This is a genomic window from Vibrio sp. TRT 21S02 (assembly GCF_050113675.1).
Taxonomy (GTDB): Bacteria; Pseudomonadota; Gammaproteobacteria; order Enterobacterales; family Vibrionaceae; genus Vibrio.
On sequence record NZ_JBNJOI010000004.1, the window covers coordinates 138,935 to 157,557 of the forward strand.

The following is an 18,623-nucleotide window of genomic DNA, read 5'->3' on the forward strand; positions in this document are numbered from 1 at the left end:
ATCCATTATGTTGAGCAATTTAAGAGATCTCATCCCATTTTTATTTTGCTAACATTCTGCAATAAATCTGGCTTTTCTCGCTTGGGCAAGCGTGCAACTTGTCTGCTCCATTAATTCGAAGAGTGTCATATTCGGTGTTGTTTGTATTAGGGCAATCAATTGCGCTTCTGTGGGTTCATCATTCGCTTTTACTTGACGTAAACCATCATCCACCTTAGTGATTAGAAATTGGCATGTATCAAGGTGCTCAGCTTTCACCTTACTAATCCATTCCTGAATCGATTCAATGTTTCCTGTCACTTGCCAGTTTCTTGAGCGGCGGATGCGTTTCAGCTCACAACCACTTTCTGAGGCCAATACCTTTACTACTTTCACATACGCCCCTCCAATTCGATGAACGAGCGAAGGTAACGATATAGTCAAGGACGCTGTTGAAAATCTACTCTGCTTATCACTCAAAGGAAGCTCTCTTTGGAAACATTCACTCACCCTATAATTAAAACGACATTTCAATTTTAAAATTAAATGATATATGATGCTTGCTCTTCTTAAAAAACAATAATTATTATGATTTCACTAGATCTTGCACAGTTGATTGGCCTGCTAAGCTTCATTTTGGGCGTTTGTACGTTTTATCAAAAAACGGATCGTACATTAAAGGTTATGATGCTAACACTCAACATCAACCATATGGTGCATTATATGCTGCTAGGTGCTCCGGTTGCAGCATTGAGCTCTTTTCTGTCTGGTCTAAGAACGTTCACTTCTATAAAAACGAACTCACTGTATATCGCGGGATTATTCATAGTCTTTGGCGTAACGATGGGGCTCTATATGGCAACAAGATGGACCGATATGTTAGCGATTATTGGGACAAGCATCGGTACTTACGCCCTGTTTCGGCTTGATGGAATAAAAATGCGCATTGCATTTCTTATTGGCGCTTGCTTTTGGTTGGCAAACAACCTCGTTTTAGGTTCTATCGGAGGCGTGCTGCTTGAAGTAACGATGATCGCTGTTAACCTCAGTACCATCTATAGACTGAGTAAAAATAAAATGAATCAAGTCTCTGAAGCTTAATATTTACTGCTTGAGCTTACTTAAAAAACCAGCAAACTCTTTGGCAGAAACTGGTTTGGAAAACAGATATCCTTGGAATTCATTACATCCTTCTAACCTTAGAATTTCCAGCTGCTCGTGAGTTTCCACCCCTTCAGCGACAACTTGTTTCTCTAAATTTCGCCCCATTTGAATGATCGTTCTCACTAACATCCGATCGGTTTTCTTTGTAACGCAATCATCAATAAAAGACTTATCAATTTTTAATACATCAATGGGTAATCGCTTTAAATAGTTTAGTGATGAATAGGCAACACCAAAATCATCAATGGCTATAGTAACACCCAGTTCTCGCAACTTCTGACATGTCTCAGCAACTAGTGTCTTCCTCTGCATTAAAGTAGATTCTGTAATCTCAATCTGCAACAAGTGAGGAGGTAATTGGATCTCAGAAATAACCGTTTTAACATATTGATATATATCATCATGAAGAAACTGAACAGTTGAAACATTTACAGAAATACATACATCGTGACCTTCTTTATGCCACTGATGAGCCTGCTGACAGGCCGTCTTAATCACCCAACGACCAATAGGAATAATCTGCGCTGTTTTTTCTGCAATCGCAATAAACTCCATCGGACTGATTACCCCCAAAAATGGATGAGTCCAGCGAATCAAAGCTTCCGCACCTAAGATCTTGTTCTGAATCACACAGACCTTGGGCTGGTACGCTAAAACAAACTGATTACTATTTATCGCGTCTTTCAGCTCTATTTCTATCTGATGCTGACGTATAGTTTCGTTGAGCAGTTCATCGTCATACCATTGCACCGTATTTGATCCAAACGTTTTTGCCTTGTAGAGGGCAATATCAGCATTTTTCCCCCATAGCCCTTTATTTCCTGAAGCGTCACTCAACACAGCAATGCCACTACTAAATGTTAAGGTATGAGAGGTATTTTCAACATCAAACATGCCATCATACTGCTCTCGTATAGATGCTAAGATACGATCAGTTTTAACCCTGATGTCATGAGAAGATTCTAGGAGAATGATAAATTCATCTCCCGCAAGTCGGTATAGCTTTCCTCGTCCATCAAGCAGGCTCTGCAGTTTTCTTGTGAACGATATAAGTAATGAATCTCCATTGCTATACCCTAGGCTATCATTCACATTCTTGAACTCATTTAAGCCAATTTGGATGACCGAATAGTCATTATCGCCGTCAGTATCTATCTCTTCTAAATCAGAATAGAAGGCTTTTCTATTGGGGATTTGGGTTAGGTGATCTGTAAACGCTGATTTTCTATAAAGCTTTGCTTGACGATAGTATTTTTGTTGAAAAAAACTCATTATGGTCGCGAACACCGTAATTGCGACAATCTCAATAGCGTCTTCAATAAATTCATCAAAATCTTCGCTAGGTAGTTCATACAAATAGCTAGCCACGAGTAAAAGGCAAGACATAATTGGCCAAAACGATCCGGGAAAGATGATGATGTAGCACAGAGGAAGGAAGATAAAGCTCTCTTCTATCGCATCCAGCTCTAGCGGCTCTATGTAGCCTCCAACTAAGAGAATAGCCATTGAAAAGCACGCCGAAAGAGATTTCAGTTTATGCTGCTTGGCAAAAAGAGCCATAAGCATACTGATGGGGAATAAAATATAGATCCAGCGTACAAGTACGTGTTCTGTAATCAAAGTATGGGTAATCAGTATGACTGCAATTAGAAAACCCAAATAAAGCAAAGAGCGTACACTTGATAAAACGTTATCTCCGCTCGATTTTTTCCCCATGCACACCCCAACAACATGCCGTACAGTTAAATGGATAGTAACAAATTTATCATACAGAACAAGTATAAGTTATAGATAAAATATTTTTATAAATTAATAAGTATAGGCCTATTTATGAGAGTCAATGCACATTAAAAAAGCCTCACTATCGTGAGGCTTTTTATACTGAATAATATTTAACGCTATAACCCAATCTGTTCAGAAAGAGCCTTTATCTGTTCTAAGTCCATTTGATGAACTCGAATCATCTGCTCAACTTGGCTTAATCTAGAGTTTGTTTCATCGAGTTTGTCACATGAATCTGATTTTGCATCCCAAGAGGTTCCCTCTAGGTAAACATCACACTCTTTTTTCAACGCCTTAATTTTAGGTAGAAGTGATTCTTGCTCTTTCTGCAATGATTCCAGTTCTTGTTTAACCTTAAGCTCTTTTTGAAACAACTCTCGGGAACGCTCAAACATCGTCGCTTGCATATCTGCTTGCCTGTTCAGCTTACTATTAGTCGTTGTGGCGCTTGCTAATTGCTTTTTCTGCTCTTCAAGGCTTGCTTCTAAAGATAAATTTACTTTTTCTAGCTCCTCAACCTGTTGCTGGAGCTTAGACAGTTCGTTTTGGTGCTTCTCGTTAGCCGTTTCAATCGCTTCTTGAAACTTTCGTTCAATTTCACTATCGACTTTCGCCGCTTTTTCTTCTACTTGTTGCACCAAGATTTGTTTGTTTTCCAGCAGCTCCTGATATTGGGACTCTAAACCTTGATAAGTCTTTTGCCATTGAGAAGCAGTGACAGAAGAACCAACCAAACCACCAAGTGCTAACCCTAAAGCACCCGCTATCGCAATATAAAGGTATGTTTTTTTATCACGCTGCTCGATAACGACAACATCATCTTCCATATCGGTTTGCTTATTCACCTAACACTCCCAACATTTTCAGTCAGCGTACTAATTCCGTTACCATTAGGGATACGGTGTACACAAGAAAACCAGATAATAGAGTAATCACCACCCATTTTTGTAGCTTTTCACTGGTGCGATACCGTATAAGCACAAACGCAAGCGCAATTAATACAGCAATGGCGATTAACCTGGTCATACCCACTCCTTTGTCTTTCTCCATAAACTTAAGCACAAATAATAGCTTAAGCCATCGAAGTTCCTCTTTATAGTTATACCATTAAATTGAAAGCCTTGGTCAGAAGTAAGTTGTTTTAATGAGTCTGTGTTGATTTATTGAGCAAACGCGACTTTTACTGATGACAAGGTTATTTGATTTCGTTAGTATCGCCGCTGCAAATTATCAAATTTAGATAATTGTTCCGATGAAGACTGCAGGAGAGTGGTTATTAACCAATTACTAACAATTGGTCAGATTAACCCGCCGAAGAAGTAAATCTTTCAGGTGCTTTATTCTGGTTATCCAGACCCAAAAGGGAAAAGCGAGGACTGTAGTTGGAGGAACCTCTGGAGAGAACCGTTAAATCGGTCGCCGAAGGAGCAAGCTTTGCGCAAGCAGAGTGAAACTCTCAGGCAAAAGGACAGAGGAGTGGAAAGTACTAACCCAGCTATTTGGTTTCATCACCTTGGCTTCGTGCGATCTTTGATCCGCACCCTTTCCCTCTTCTCCTTAAAAAGCGTTATTACTTAAGGGGAAATCATGGATAACCTTCAATCAATTTTAAAAACTATCGACAATTTTGTCTGGGGCCCGCCACTGCTGATTCTGCTTGTGGGTACTGGTGTTTATTTCACGTTTCGACTTGGATTACTTCAATTTCGTCACCTTCCAACAGCATTGAAAATGGTATTTAGCAAAGAAGACACCCAAAAACAGGGTGACGTTTCTAGTTTTGCTGCACTTTGTACCGCGCTTTCTGCCACCATCGGAACTGGAAACATTGTTGGTGTTGCTACAGCTATCAAACTTGGAGGACCAGGTGCCCTATTCTGGATGTGGCTTGCTGCCCTTTTTGGTATGGCGACGAAATATGCTGAATGCCTATTAGCCGTAAAATATCGAAAAGTGGATGATAAAGGACAAATGGTTGGCGGGCCGATGTACTACCTTCAATACGGTGTAGGTTCCAAAGCTTTAGCCATTATGTTTGCAGTATTTGCGCTTGGTGTTGCCTGCTTCGGTATCGGCACATTCCCTCAAGTGAATGCTATTTTAGATGCCTCAGAGATCTCATTTGGCGTTTCTCGCGAAATCTCGGCTGTGGTCTTAACCATATTAGTTGCATTTGTAACACTTGGTGGTATTCAATCAATCGCTAAGGTAGCAGGTAAAGTTGTTCCCGTAATGGCTGTAATCTACGTCGTTGCCTGTATGAGCGTTATCATTATGAATGCCGACCAACTTTTGAGTGCAATTGAACTGGTATTGGTTTCTGCTTTTACATCAACGGCAGCAACTGGTGGCTTCTTGGGTGCCAGTATTATGCTTGCTATCCAATCAGGCATTGCTCGTGGCGTGTTCTCTAATGAATCCGGACTGGGCAGTGCCCCTATGGCGGCAGCGGCCGCTAAAACTGACTCTTGTGTAAAACAAGGGCTGATTTCGATGACAGGTACGTTTTTCGATACCATTATCATATGCACAATGACAGGGTTAGCGTTAATCCTAACTGGTGCGTGGCAAAGTGATTTCGCTGGTGCAGCAATGACAACTCATGCTTTTGCCACTGGGTTAAACTCACAAACCTTCGGGCCTATGCTGGTTTCTATCGGTTTAATGTTCTTTGCTTTCACGACGATTTTAGGCTGGAACTACTATGGCGAACGCTGTGTTGTGTTCTTACTGGGAACAAAAGCAGTCCTACCTTATAAAGTTATTTTCCTTTGCCTAGTTGCGTCAGGTGCATTCCTTCACTTAGATATGATTTGGATAATTGCTGATATCGTCAATGGGTTAATGGCGATTCCAAACCTGATTGGTCTAATTGCATTGCGTCACGTTGTCGTAGAAGAAACTAGACGCTTTTTCTCACCTGCTTCATTAGCTCAAAATATGAAGACAGTAAAAGCGTAAACAAAATCCAGAAAAGAAATAAAGCCAGAGTCATACTCTGGCTTTATTTTTATTGGCATCAAATAACATTTAGTCTTGGAAAGATTTATTCTTTCCCTCACCAGCATAGAATTGGCCTCTTTAGCGTCATTGATAACTGGTTGATTACTTGAGCCACCATATAGAATTTAAATTACATGAAAAATCTAATAAAACTAATTTAGAGAACTAAAATGTTCTTATTCCGTACTAAAGAATGTAAAGTTTTTTCTCAAAAGAGCTTATAGTTTATTGATCGCTTGATCATTCATGCTGAATTCAAATTTAGCGTCTTGGTCGATTGTTTGAGGCAAGCTAATTTTAATAACAGGAATAGCAATACCAGTAACCTCATAAAAATCCTTTTGATATGACTGAGCTTCTAAACGCCCTGCATCTCCAGAACGATGTGTATAAAAGAAGCTCTGAATAGGTAGACTGCTACCAATGCCTTGCGGCCATGTTTTGATTCGGATTTCATTTTGAAGTGCAAAGCTCTCATCTCCTAGCAAGTGCATTGCTCTGATACCTTCATAAAAATTGGATGCCGAATTTCGAACGCCCTCTTTTATGTTGAAGCCACACTGAGTTTGTCTTTTATTCACCCCTTGTAAATTATAGGTTTGGGCATACCACTGCTCAGCGGTAAATACGCCCTGCTCATCACAAGAAAGGCTCGTTTCCGGATATGGCCTGTTTTTCCCACATCCCGAATCTTCACGTTGGTTGGTTGCAGCATCAACCGGATAGAAACATAGATAGTCGAGATCAACCTTGTCTCTTGGCCCACCAAATACTTGGTACACGGTGTAGCCACTTTTATAATTATAAGCGAGTCGACGGTATTTCGAATCCGTTCTCAAATAAGAAAAGGAAACACCCCCGCTTCTTTCTGAGTTTGGACTTGGGTTCCATATATAATAATCCCCTGGTACACCACCTCGAAAAGTAATCCCTGAACATAAAAATGCCGGCCTTCCTCGCCCGCCGCAATGTTGGTTGGTTTCATAATAATCTTTACTTAAAGCAGCAACGAGTGAGTCACCCTGACGTTGACTAATAAGATCTTGAGCAAAAACGGTAGCAGGTAGCAGCCATAAAAAAGAGATTATTATATTATTTGCTAATTTAGACATTGTTATTTCCTAAGCAATTACAGCGTATTAAAATCATAAAAATAAATATGACTTAATAAGTTTACTCACTGAATTAACAATAGGAAAACAGGTTTAATTTATACTGTTATTAATTTAATTAATACTTTCTAAAAGTAAACATTGATTAGCAAAAAACCAATTTATAAGTACCAATTAAAACATTAAACCAAAGTTTTAATTAGCACACTATATATACAAATCAAAAAACATTTTCTTACATGTTAAGGCGGTTTATTTTTCTGTAAGAAGCTTAACTCCTAGCAACACCAATACGGTTCCGGTCGTCCCTTCCATCCATTTGATGAAATTTGTATTGTTTAAAAGTGTTTTTGCATAGCTTATCGCACCAGAAAGCCCACATTGCCACACCATTGCGATCACAAAGTGAATGCCTGCCATTAAAAACGACTGACTAATTGGAGAATATTGAGAATCGATAAATTGTGGAAGAAAAGCTAAGTAAAACACTGCTGTTTTGGGGTTAAGGACATTAGATAAGAACCCTTCACGAAATGCCCGGCGTTTATTGAGTGATAATCTCTCCTCACGATCGACAATATGAGAATGATGTTGTTGGAAGACAGCTTTTAAACTCACTAAACCAAGCCAGATCAAATACCCTGCCCCAACCATTTTTACTAACGAGAATAATTCCGCCGATTGCGCCAATATTGCTGAAATACCAATTGCAGAAAACGTAGCATGAATAAACAAACCGCAGCAAATGCCCAAACTGGTTACCCAGCCATCCGCAATGCCCCCTCGTGATGTATTTCGTATCACCAGCGCCGTATCCAAGCCCGGAGTAAGCGTTAGGATAGTAATCGCAATAAGAAAGGCCTCAAAGTTTGCAATGAACATACATTCCCTGTGTAAAACATCAATGACAAAGCCAAAGTACCGTCATATCAAAAAAATGCCAACAAAAATCATTCTCATGACTTGGGCACAGAACACTTAATTGATAGACTTTCTACTCTTTTCTCTCGACGTCACGGATGGCAACCCCATGAGTGCATTCAAAAAACTAGTACAACATTCTCAAAAGATTTCTCACTTCAATCACCTTGCCGCCATTTGTGGCTGGGATCAGGCGGCAGTAATGCCTGCTGGTGGTAACCAAGCGCGATCAGAGGCAATAGCTGAGCTTTCTGTTCATATTCATAGCCTATTAACACAACCTCAACTTGCTGATTGGTTCGAACAAGCAGAAAGTGAGTCGTTATCCACTCAAGATAAAGCATCACTACGTGAACTAAAACGTCAGTGGCAGCAAGCTAACGTATTACCTGAAGAGCTCGTACAAGCAAAATCATTAGCAGGCTCTAAATGTGAACACGCTTGGCGTACTCAACGTGCTGAAAACGATTGGCAGGGTTTCGAAAAGAACTGGGCTGAAGTTGTTAAGCTCTCCCAAGAAGAAGCTCAAATCCGAGCAGATGCAACGGGTTTGACTCCCTACGATTCAATGCTCGACATCTATGAGCCAGGCACAAACTCAACGTCCTTAGATTTGTTGTTTGACGATGTAAAAAGCTGGCTACCGGATCTCATCGATACTGTGCTCGAAAAGCAGAAATCTGAAACTTATCTTGCGCCTTCTGGGTTATTTGCCACACAAGAACAAAAAAACCTAGGTCTGGACGTAATGAAACTACTCCAGTTTGACTTCAACCACGGCCGTTTAGACGAAAGTGTTCATCCTTTCTGCGGCGGAGTTCCAACGGATGTGCGAATTACAACCCGCTACGACGAAAATGAGTTTGTTCAATCATTGATGGGCATTGTCCATGAAACGGGCCATGCTCGTTATGAACAAGGCTTACCTAAATCTCTTGCAGGCACACCTGCCGGAGAAGCGCGCTCAATGGGTATTCACGAATCACAATCATTGTTCTTTGAGATGCAAGTAGGTCGTAGTGATACTTTTATTGAACATTTATCCCGTTTGGCAGGACAACATTTTGTTGGTCATGAACCAAAGCTGTTCTCCCAAGATAACTTTCAAAAGCTCTACACACGTGTCCAAAAAGACTTCATTCGCGTTGATGCCGATGAACTCACCTATCCTGCTCACGTCATTTTACGCTACGAGATAGAGCGTGATTTGATTAATGGAAAAATCAAACACACCGATGTCCCTGAGCTATGGGATACAAAAATGCAGCAATACCTTGGCTTATCGACTCAAGGTAATTTCAAGAATGGTTGTATGCAGGATATTCACTGGACGGATGGTGCATTTGGTTACTTCCCAAGCTACACGTTAGGCGCAATGTACGCGGCTCAATTTATGGGCGCGATGAAGCAAACGGTTGATGTAGATGGTGCAATTCACTCTGGTGATTTAACGCCTATATTTACTTGGTTATCCGATAATATATGGAGCAAAGGCAGTGTATTCGCCACTGATGAGTTGGTGAAACAGGCAACAGGTGAAACATTGAATGCACAGCATTTTCAAAACCATCTGAGAAATCGCTATTTATAAACAAGAAAAGCAGAAGGTTTCCTTCTGCTTTTCTTTAAAACTCAATAGGATCTCATCAAATACCCCGCCCTTAAATCATTCCTTTTATTTATACGTACAGGCTCATTAATTACCTTAAGTTACTCAACTACTCACAAAGAGATCTATTCTGTACATAAGAAATAAGAAAAAACAAACTTTAGTTTAACCAAAAGGTTAAAAAAGCCATAAATTACCACAGAAATTTTACGGATAAGACGCTATATTTAACACAACAAACATTGCGATATTCAGCTACTTAGAATACATTACAGCATTTAATAAACTATAAGCATTTATAAAGGGAGTTTATAAATTATGCCAAAGCGTTTTACATGGACTTTACCTTTACTCTCTTTTTCCGTTATTGGTCAAACTTTGGTTGATTTAAAACCAACAGTACCGTTACCAAGCATCAGTAATAAAACACCAATAACTTTAGTCGCAGAAAAAGGGTTTTGGACCGATTATCTCAATGACAATATCGTCGCTGATTTTACGAAAGCGACAGGGGTACCCGTTGACGTCCGCTCAGTATCACTAGGGGAAATGTATCAATTACAAACCAGCTCAATGCAAAATGGGCAAGGCTTATTTGACGTTGTCACTATCGAAGCCGGCTGGGCAAAAGAGTGGGCATCCAACGGTTATACCGTACCTATTCGTGAGCTTGTGCAAAACTATGACCCACAGGCCGAAAAATACCTTTCAACCCTGACAAACAATTACTACCCAGCATTGCAAAGTATTCTGTCTTATAAGAATGAAATTCACAGCTTGCCTTATAATTCTTATGTTATGGGGAACCACTTTCGTCGTGACCTATTTAAACACCCACAAGAGAAAGCAAACTTTAAGAAGAAATACGGTTACGAACTGACCCCACCACAAACCTTCCAACAATTAAGAGATACCGCTGAGTTTTTTACCCGCCCTAAAGGTACTCAACTTGCAGGAAAAACATTGCAGCATGATTTCTATGGCGTAGCGTTAATGTCTGGGAATAAGCCTCATATCAATGATGAGTTGTCGTCAATTTTATGGGGAATGGGCGGAAAATGGTTTGTTCCTGAATATCAGGGAAATGATATTCAAGGTTTCCATGCCCGCTCACAATCCGAGCAAGCTAAGGCAGCCGCAAGCTACTACGTTGACCTAATGCAATATGCGATTCCTGCCGACGAAAACTTCGCCTTTTTTGAAACAGCGCAAGCCTTAAATCAAGGTAAGGTGGCGATGAGTCCATTTTCTTACAACAACCTATGGGCGATTTCAGGAAAAGTTAATCAAAATCTACCTGATGCAGAATTGGGTATTTCTACAGTTGCGGGGGGCAAGCCATATCATGGTGCTTATTCTTTTGCCGTAAGTTATGACAGCAAAAACCCAGAAGCGGCATATTGGTTATTACGTTATGTCAGTAGCTTCGAAAGCCAGTTAGCTTACGCAAAGGGGGGCGGTAATCCTTGTCGATTGGACGTTGTCCGTTATCTCATGGATAGTTTAGAGAAGAACTCCCCTCAATGGCAGGCTCTCGCGTCCAGTGAACTGTCTGATCAAAGCTGGAAAGATCAAATAAACCGATATGGGCACTTTACCAGTACCGCTATGGGTTCTATTTATCCTAAGCTAATGGAAGCCGCTTATAGCATAGCAAGTGGCAATAATATTGATGCCACACTCCAAGCATTGACAACTCAGATTACGACATTACAGAACCTGTACGGCGAAGAGGCGATGTTGGCGGAGTGAAGGACTACGAATATCGCTCAATCAAAAAGCAACTGTACCTGTCCATTAGCGTCATAGGTATATTGACATTACTGACCGTTATGGTTGCTAACAACACCGCCCAACAATTGAGCGATTCGTATCAACGCGCTGCGATTCAGTTTGTACCACTGAAGGAACAGGTTAGCCGGCTCCAATCCAGCAGCGCCAACCTTAAATCAGAGCTTTTTGCCCTAAAGTCTGAGCAGAGAAGCATTAACACCCCGGTTCATATCCAGCGTCTTAAATACTCTTGGCAGCAAATTCGTGAACTGAACACTCAACTGCTCACCTCTCCTCTTTTAGCACAACGTCGAGATGAGCTTGAAAGTGTGAATGACCGTATTCGCCAATACATTATCCATACCGATCACCTTGCTCAACTGTTCATCGCTCGAGCACAAATAAACAGTCATAAGCAAAGGGTGATACCAAGAGTACTGGCGCTTCTTGAGACAACAAAAAGTAAGCTTCTACCCAAGCTTTTGGAGCTCAATCAAGATCTCGAAAAAAGCATCTCTTTAGACGGGCACGCATTCGCAACTACACATTCTCATCGCCATATTGAGGCAGAAAATACCATCGAAAGTGTTAGGACATTCCTCAATGTATACACAAGAGCTTTTCTGTTATCGGAGTTGATGGTGCAAGCCTCAACATCAGAAAACGTGAATGAACTGAACAGACTTAAACGTGAAGTCTTCCAGTTGAGTAACAGCATCGAAGAGCATGTATCTCAATTAGAAAATAAAGAGATTAGGAAAACTTCGAGGGAATGGTTGTCTGATGCAAAAGCTCTTTATTCCGGCGCTATCTCCGTTTTCAACAATCAGTTAGCATATATTCGAACCGAGAAGGTTATAGAAACGCTCATTTCTCAGCAAGCGACAACCGCGGATGATCTTCTGGTCACTGGAGAACAAATTCGCGTTTATTTGCAAGACGTACTTGCTAAGGAAGCTGAAGTTGCAGAACGTAAACTTGAGCACAAAAAGCGAGTGCTCTGGGGTATCGCGATTTTCGGCATCATTCTCAGCCTTTCAATTGCCTATTTCTTTATTCAAAGACATGTTGTTGCACGCGTCACCAATATTCGAACCAATATCATCGAACTCTCTTACGGAAATACAGCCCTTGATATTGAGCGCCAATATCGAGATGAGCTGGGTGACATGGAGGAAGCTCTAGTGTTACTTCAAGGATATGTAAAACAAGTGCAAACCATGGCCAAGACCGATCCGTTAACCAAGCTCAACAATCGAAACCAGTTTACTAGCACGTTAAATCAATCCATTAATGAATGTAAGAATAAAACACAACCAATCGCATTGATGATCTTAGATATCGATTTCTTCAAGCAATATAACGACCTCTATGGCCACCCTGCGGGAGATCGAGTTATCGTGAAAATTGCAGATATTCTCACCACTCATTGCACTCGAAAAGGGGATTTTGTGGCGCGAATCGGTGGTGAAGAATTTGCAGTGATATTGCCCTATACAGGAAAAACCCAAGTTGAAGTAATTGCAGAGCGAATCATGGAGTCTGTTGCTCAGCTAAAAGAGATTCACCAAGGTTCTACTGTTTCTAAATATGTTACCTTATCAATTGGTGTGAAGGTCGTTAATGCATTGGAAGATATCGACTCAGAAACCGCCTATATCCAAGCGGATCAGGCACTTTACCAAGCGAAGGAAACTCGAAACAGCATAAACATCGTGTAATAGGTTGCACACACCGCCTTTCCTACAAGCAACATACTCGTACAAAAAAGAGTGCCGCAACACTCTTTTATATGTCACGTTAGTGGCGAGTTCTATAAACCTATAGGTTCATGATTTTTTCAAACTCTTCTTTTGAGTACTTTTTCTCCGTACTCTTAGTTAAATCTGTCATCATTTTATAGCGGATCTCTGTTGCCATGGTTAAGGTACGTTGAAGCTGACCGTAGGAATAATCTGCTGCCATATCAAGCGCAGCCTGCTTGTCTTGTTGATATAACGATTTTAGTGTCATATCTAAGTTACTCACTTGCTGATACAGCTTGCTTTCTTCTTTATCCCATGTCGCTTTTAGCATTGGCAGGTATTTATCTGGATCTGCTGCTGCTAATGACGTTAGGCTGCGGAATTGCCAATAAGCAGAATCATCCGTGTAAGTATCGGAGCCAACCGTATAGGCGGTAGGATAAGTATCTAATGAGCTATACAGTGGAATCAGCACCGATTCAGGAAGCACGCCAAAACTTTGCCAGATCAAACCTTGCAGTTCACGCGGCATTTCTGGTCGCAGTTGGATAATATGCGATTCCAATTGACGCTCGACACGAATTGGGCGTTGGCCCTCTTTTTCGAGCTCCGTTCCTTTGTATGTGGCACTGAGTAGTTCTGCCACATCATTAACGGTCACTTTCTCATCCGGTTTCAAGAACAGTGGATACTGCTCTTGGCGGGATGCTTGCTTGTGGCTAGCCGAAAGCATCTTTTGTCCTAACCATTCACGATCAATATTGTAGACATCTCCAACAACACCGAATGCTTTTGCAAAATTGAATGAAGCAGGGTCTACAGCATCTAACAGTTTATTCTGCTTAACAAAGTCCACGATTTTCGGTGAATGCAGCACATCCGCACTACCAAGATCAACGCCATGAACACGAAGGCCATTGGCAATCATTGCATAGCTATCATCAGGTACTTTTACCGCAATCCAATGATGCCCAGAACCTATTTCCATCAACCATGCTTCGTTAGGATCAGCAATGTATAAGCTGTTTCCCTCTCCTGCACCAAATTCTTCAATATAGCGACCAAGCAACTCTACCCCCTGCTTCGCCGTTTTGACTTGTGGCAAAATAAGTGAAGGAATGACCGCTTCGATCACACCTTTTTTGACTAAAGGATCTGCCTTTTGGGCTTTATCATTCACTTCCGCGCTGGTCGTCGCTGAGATTGCGACATTAAACTCGTTAATCCCACGCTCTTCATAATACTTACCGGCACTGTCTACCGTATTCGCGTCCCAATCAGGGATTGCTGAGTAAGCATAAAATTCGGCAGGCATTGGCACCACCAACCCATTACCCAGCGTCCAATTGCCCGGCTCATTTTTCTGGGCAGGCCTGAAAGCTAAGTACTTATTCCAGTTGTTGATTCCAAAGTCCTCATTACGAGCAATCATGATACTGCCATCAGCGGTTGCTCCTTTACCAATAATAATGCCGGTACACGCAACAGCGCTACCACTAATCAGTGCAGCGACAGCCGCTGAAACAATTGTCACGGACCATGTTTTCATTCGTTGATCTCCATAAGGTGGTTTGCATAGCTATTCGGGAAAGTTGGTGTATTTGCTTACTCAGTCTTTCTTTTTATCCATTTAGTCATGCAGTGTATATCCCTTGAAAAACAATTAACTAACCATAGATCACACTATAATTTATAAAAAACACAGAAATATAAATAACAAAATGCGCAATATCACAGTGAATCACAAGGAAATGAATAATGGAAAATTTGTGAGAAATTTATGAGATTTTCATGAGATGGCTGTCATTTCTGTTTGTCATGATTAACCCGTCAGAACAACAAGCCTGAAGATAAAGGAAGACATCATGATCAAGAAAAAGACTCAACTCGGATTGATAGCTGCAGCACTCGCTACTGTTTGCTCGCCTACTTTTGCTGCTCAGTTAGATATCACTTTAACTAACGCCACCAAAGGGATCTACTTTACGCCGATCATTGCCGCAGCTCATGACTCTGGTACTCAAATGTTCCGCACCGGAATAGCAGCAACACCAGAATTGCAGGCAATGGCAGAAGGTGGTGATATTTCCGGGCTTGCAACATTGTTAGGCAATGCGGGTGCAACTCTCGTAGAAAACCCAGCTAGTGGTATTTTGAATCCAGCAGCTCAAACGCAGTTTTCAATTGATACAGGAAGTCACCAATACCTTTCTCTTTCCGCCATGTTGTTGCCAACAAACGATGGTTTCGTGGGCTTAGATAGCTGGAAAATCCCTTCAGCACCGGGCACATATACACTCACACTCAACAGTTACGATGCAGGCACAGAAGCGAATGACGAACTTGCGTCAAGTATGCCAAATCCACCATTTATCACCTTCGGTTCAGGTGGCTCAGGAGTTGAAACCTCAATCACAAATAACACCGTTCACATCCACCCTGGAAACTTAGGGGATGCAGATGCAAATGGTGGACTTAGCGATCTTGATAATAGTGCTCATCGCTGGTTAAACCCTGTCGCTACTGTGACTATTGTCGTCAATTAAGGAGGCACTATGAAAGGCAAACTCCTTTTCATTGCCGGTGCTGTTGGCTTGCTCGCAGGCTGTCCGGATACAAGTAATAATAAAAATCAAAATTACACCATCACAGTGAAGAATGTTATGGCCAATCAGCCTCTTTCTCCTTTGGCTGTGCTATCTCATAACAACCAGTTTTCACTCTTTACTGTCGGAGAAAGCGCTTCCACCGAATTGGAATACCTTGCCGAAGGTGGTAGCAATGCAGAGCTTCTGGCGCTGTCTTCGAGTAGCCGAAACGTTCATCGTAGCGCCTCTGGTAATGGTGTGATTGTCCCCGGTGGTACAGACTCTGTGACCATCAAGGTTAATCCACATCGTGGGGGTTACCTGTCTGTTGCGTCTATGCTGGTCAATACGAATGATGCTTTTGTTGCTAAAAATGCTTTTGATATCAAAAGTCTTTCGGTTGGAGAAAGCTACCAAATGACCATGAACGTTTGGGATGCTGGTACAGAAGGTAACGACGAGTCTGCGGCAACCATTCCCGGTCCAGCGGGCGGAGGTGAAGGTTTTAACGCTGCACGTAATGATGACGATGCCGTCACTTTCCATCCCGGAGTCGTGAGTCAGGATGACGGATTGATTGGTTCTGCTCTTTCTGCAAACCACCGTTTTCTTAACCCAGGCGCCGTCATCACAATAACGCGTAACAATTAAGCTTTAAGTTTGTAGATCGCTGGCCAGGCCCTCTCGCTCTTTATCTGTCCGTGATATTGAGGTCGGTGATCTACTTTTTTCTTAATACTCTTGCTTCTCTATTCTCAAAGAGGAGTGAAAGAAACTGGCTTTATGTCCGGTCGATTGGTTGATGCATCCTCAAAAGGAATAGATTCATGCAGCAAACCAACGCATTGACTGCCGCCCACATATTGTTAGTTGAAGATGACGACGATTTAGCCGAATTGATGCAGTTGCATTTAAAGTTTCAGGGTCACACAGTGACGCGCAAAGAACACCTCAAGCATGCAATTGCCAGTTACGAAAAAGAAAAGTTCGATTTACTTGTGCTTGATAGAGGCTTACCAGATGGCGACGGCATCGACATCTGCCATTACTTAAGAGATAGGAATGACTGGACACCAGTTTTAATGCTGACAGCACGAGATAGTGAAATCGATAAAGTGGATGGACTGGAGGCTGGCGTGGATGATTACATCACCAAACCCTTTAGCGTTTTAGAATTTCAGGCCCGAGTGCGTAACGTGTTAAGGCGAATCCAAAGTCGTGATCTGGCTAAAACCAAGCCAACTTCCGACTCGCAACTGTTGTTTGGAACACTCAGTATTGACCCAACACATCACCATGTAGCGTTAGACAACCAATCCGTTCACCTTACCGCCAACGAATTTGCCTTGCTCCATTTTATGGCGAAGCGACCCGGTCGAGTTTATAGCAAAGATGAACTATTAAGCCATGTTTGGCAAACAGACCATTCAGGCTATCACCATACTGTGTGTAGCACAGTGAATCGGCTGAGAAACAAGCTAAAAAGCTCAGAGATTGAGCATCATTATATTCAAACCGTATGGGGCGTTGGCTACAAGTTCCAACCAGCATAAAAAGATGAGTTTTAAGACACGTTTATTTGTTTTTACCTGCTTATGGTTTTGCCTATCATCGGTGTTAATCGCCATGACTTATAACTGGCAAAAAGAAACCATTGAGCAACGTGCTCAACAGAGCCTACACAAAGAACTGGCCATTCATATGCGTGACGATAATACGTTAATGATTGGCACTAACTACAACCCTGACGCCTTAAAGTCTATCTTCCATACTCTGATGTTGATTGGCCCAGACTTTGAGATCTATTTTTTGGATGCTCAAGGTAAGATCACGACTCACGCAGCCCCTGAAGATGCCGTACTGAGTCCAAGCGTGGATCTGATTCCTATTCGACGTTTCCTATTAGATGACCCTTTCCCGATACTGGGAGACGATCCCCGCAATCCCGGTGAACAAAAAGTCTTTTCCGTCGCTGCTATCGAAGAGTTCGGTTCTGTGATTGGTTATTTGTATGTTGTCATTGGCAGCAGCAAGCACAACGCCATTTTACAAGCGGAAGTTGATACGCCGTATGTTGCACTCATCATACTGTTTTTGGTCTCAATCATTGGCTTTGCGGGTACAGTTTATTGGTTAGTACAACGTAACTTATTACGCCCAATAGAGCACGTAACACGTAAATTGCAGCAGCAAGCGGATCAAGACTTTCGCCTATCACCCGATTTCACACGGCAGGTACCGGAGCTGGTACCCATCGCTCACCAATATCATCTGATGGCAAAACACATCCAACAACAGTTTCTGCAGGCAGAATACCAGAGCAATCAACAAACAGAATCCTTGTTGCAACTGAGCCATGATCTAAAAACACCGCTTTCTAGTATTCTTGGTTACCTTGAAACGTGGCGGCTACAGCAAGATACGCCCGATCCGCTGATCGAAGTGGCTTACAGAAACAGTGAAAAGCTCTCTGCGCATTTAAATCAGTTGCTCCAATCGGCAAAACGACCAACAAAATCTCTGTCATATCGTTATGAACGAGTTGATCTTTGCCATGTATTGCACGATGTTCAAGAAACGTTTGAAGGCCAGTTTCGCCGCAGAAACCTCACACTAGATACTAAAATAGATACTGGGTTGATCACCATAGGCGATCGCATGTTGCTTGAACGTGCGCTACACAACTTACTTGAAAACGCACTGCGGCATAGCCCAACGGAGTCGATTGTTACGCTAACGGTCAGTTTGAAAGACAAAGACAACATCGAATTCGAACTGACCAACCCAGTTTGGCAGGATGCTCCGAGTGGGTCACTGGGCATTGGTAGCCGGATTGTTCAATCGATTTTAATGCTTCACCACAGTTACCTACAAACCTCGGCGAATAAGACACAATACCACCAGCGTTTTGTATTGCGTGCTGCACCATAATCGTTAAAAAATGAAG

General features: G+C 41.9%; 16 protein-coding genes and 1 riboswitch. Of the genes, 9 read left to right on the top strand and 7 right to left on the bottom strand.

Features of this window, described 5'->3' with window-relative positions; all coding sequences use genetic code 11:
• Nucleotides 1–48: 48 nt before the first annotated feature.
• Nucleotides 49–459, bottom strand: coding sequence for a ribosome recycling factor family protein (locus ACQEXU_RS06720; protein ID WP_427010180.1), 411 nt, complete (start codon nucleotides 457–459; stop codon nucleotides 49–51).
• Nucleotides 460–567: 108 nt separating this feature from the next.
• Here ACQEXU_RS06720 and ACQEXU_RS06725 point away from each other — a divergent pair, with 108 nt between their 5' ends.
• Nucleotides 568–1,080: a YgjV family protein gene (locus ACQEXU_RS06725; RefSeq protein WP_427010181.1), complete on the top strand. Its 513-nt coding sequence runs from the start codon at nucleotides 568–570 to the stop codon at nucleotides 1,078–1,080.
• A gap of 3 nt (nucleotides 1,081–1,083) precedes the next feature.
• On the opposite strand, the gene ACQEXU_RS06730 is transcribed toward ACQEXU_RS06725, so the two are convergent.
• The 3 genes from ACQEXU_RS06730 to ACQEXU_RS06740 form a co-directional block, all read right to left on the bottom strand.
• Nucleotides 1,084–2,859, bottom strand: a complete 1,776-nt coding sequence (locus ACQEXU_RS06730) for a putative bifunctional diguanylate cyclase/phosphodiesterase (RefSeq protein WP_427010182.1) — start codon at nucleotides 2,857–2,859, stop codon at nucleotides 1,084–1,086.
• A 182-nt stretch (nucleotides 2,860–3,041) separates the two neighbouring features.
• Nucleotides 3,042–3,770 carry a chromosome partitioning protein ParA gene (locus ACQEXU_RS06735; protein ID WP_427010183.1) on the bottom strand — a complete coding sequence of 243 codons (729 nt, stop codon included), beginning with the start codon at nucleotides 3,768–3,770 and terminating at the stop codon, nucleotides 3,042–3,044.
• 22 nt (nucleotides 3,771–3,792) lie between these two features.
• Nucleotides 3,793–3,951 (bottom strand): hypothetical protein, encoded by a 159-nt coding sequence (locus ACQEXU_RS06740; protein WP_367988889.1) that lies wholly within the window; start codon nucleotides 3,949–3,951, stop codon nucleotides 3,793–3,795.
• Between the two features lie 358 nt (nucleotides 3,952–4,309).
• A riboswitch (glycine riboswitch) is annotated at nucleotides 4,310–4,407 on the top strand.
• Between the two features lie 105 nt (nucleotides 4,408–4,512).
• Between ACQEXU_RS06740 and ACQEXU_RS06745 the strand changes: the two genes are divergently transcribed.
• Nucleotides 4,513–5,886, top strand: a complete 1,374-nt coding sequence (locus ACQEXU_RS06745) for an alanine/glycine:cation symporter family protein (protein ID WP_427010184.1) — start codon at nucleotides 4,513–4,515, stop codon at nucleotides 5,884–5,886.
• Between the two features lie 260 nt (nucleotides 5,887–6,146).
• Here ACQEXU_RS06745 and ACQEXU_RS06750 read toward each other — a convergent pair whose 3' ends face one another.
• Complete coding sequence (locus ACQEXU_RS06750) at nucleotides 6,147–7,040, bottom strand: halovibrin HvnA (RefSeq protein WP_427010185.1); 894 nt, start codon at nucleotides 7,038–7,040, stop codon at nucleotides 6,147–6,149.
• Nucleotides 7,041–7,292: 252 nt separating this feature from the next.
• Nucleotides 7,293–7,922, bottom strand: a complete 630-nt coding sequence (locus ACQEXU_RS06755; RefSeq protein WP_427010186.1) for a LysE family translocator — start codon at nucleotides 7,920–7,922, stop codon at nucleotides 7,293–7,295.
• A 148-nt stretch (nucleotides 7,923–8,070) separates the two neighbouring features.
• Here ACQEXU_RS06755 and ACQEXU_RS06760 point away from each other — a divergent pair, with 148 nt between their 5' ends.
• The 3 genes from ACQEXU_RS06760 to ACQEXU_RS06770 all read left to right on the top strand — a co-directional run bounded on the left by ACQEXU_RS06760 (nucleotide 8,071) and on the right by ACQEXU_RS06770 (nucleotide 13,064).
• Nucleotides 8,071–9,552, top strand: coding sequence for a carboxypeptidase M32 (locus ACQEXU_RS06760; protein ID WP_427010187.1), 1,482 nt, complete (start codon nucleotides 8,071–8,073; stop codon nucleotides 9,550–9,552).
• A 336-nt stretch (nucleotides 9,553–9,888) separates the two neighbouring features.
• Nucleotides 9,889–11,322: an ABC transporter substrate-binding protein gene (locus ACQEXU_RS06765; protein ID WP_427010188.1), complete on the top strand. Its 1,434-nt coding sequence runs from the start codon at nucleotides 9,889–9,891 to the stop codon at nucleotides 11,320–11,322.
• On the top strand, nucleotides 11,319–13,064 hold the full coding sequence (locus ACQEXU_RS06770; protein ID WP_427010189.1) for a diguanylate cyclase domain-containing protein: 1,746 nt from the start codon (nucleotides 11,319–11,321) through the stop codon (nucleotides 13,062–13,064). The genes ACQEXU_RS06765 and ACQEXU_RS06770 overlap by 4 nt, the downstream gene beginning before the upstream one ends.
• Nucleotides 13,065–13,164: 100 nt before the next feature.
• On the opposite strand, the gene ACQEXU_RS06775 is transcribed toward ACQEXU_RS06770, so the two are convergent.
• The gene (locus ACQEXU_RS06775) at nucleotides 13,165–14,637 is read right to left on the bottom strand and encodes a C69 family dipeptidase (RefSeq protein WP_427010190.1); all 1,473 of its coding nucleotides are present in this window, start codon (nucleotides 14,635–14,637) and stop codon (nucleotides 13,165–13,167) included.
• Between the two features lie 319 nt (nucleotides 14,638–14,956).
• On the opposite strand from ACQEXU_RS06775, the gene ACQEXU_RS06780 reads away from it, so the two are divergent.
• The 4 genes from ACQEXU_RS06780 (at nucleotide 14,957) to ACQEXU_RS06795 (ending at nucleotide 18,607) form a co-directional block, all read left to right on the top strand.
• The gene (locus ACQEXU_RS06780) at nucleotides 14,957–15,634 is read left to right on the top strand and encodes a spondin domain-containing protein (RefSeq protein ID WP_427010334.1); all 678 of its coding nucleotides are present in this window, start codon (nucleotides 14,957–14,959) and stop codon (nucleotides 15,632–15,634) included.
• Nucleotides 15,635–15,643: 9 nt separating this feature from the next.
• Entirely contained in the window at nucleotides 15,644–16,327 is a 684-nt protein-coding gene (locus ACQEXU_RS06785; protein ID WP_427010191.1) for a spondin domain-containing protein, read from the top strand.
• A 176-nt stretch (nucleotides 16,328–16,503) separates the two neighbouring features.
• Entirely contained in the window at nucleotides 16,504–17,229 is a 726-nt protein-coding gene (locus ACQEXU_RS06790; protein WP_427010192.1) for a response regulator transcription factor, read from the top strand.
• A gap of 4 nt (nucleotides 17,230–17,233) precedes the next feature.
• Nucleotides 17,234–18,607: a histidine kinase dimerization/phospho-acceptor domain-containing protein gene (locus ACQEXU_RS06795; RefSeq protein ID WP_427010193.1), complete on the top strand. Its 1,374-nt coding sequence runs from the start codon at nucleotides 17,234–17,236 to the stop codon at nucleotides 18,605–18,607.
• The last annotated feature ends 16 nt before the right edge of the window (nucleotides 18,608–18,623 follow it).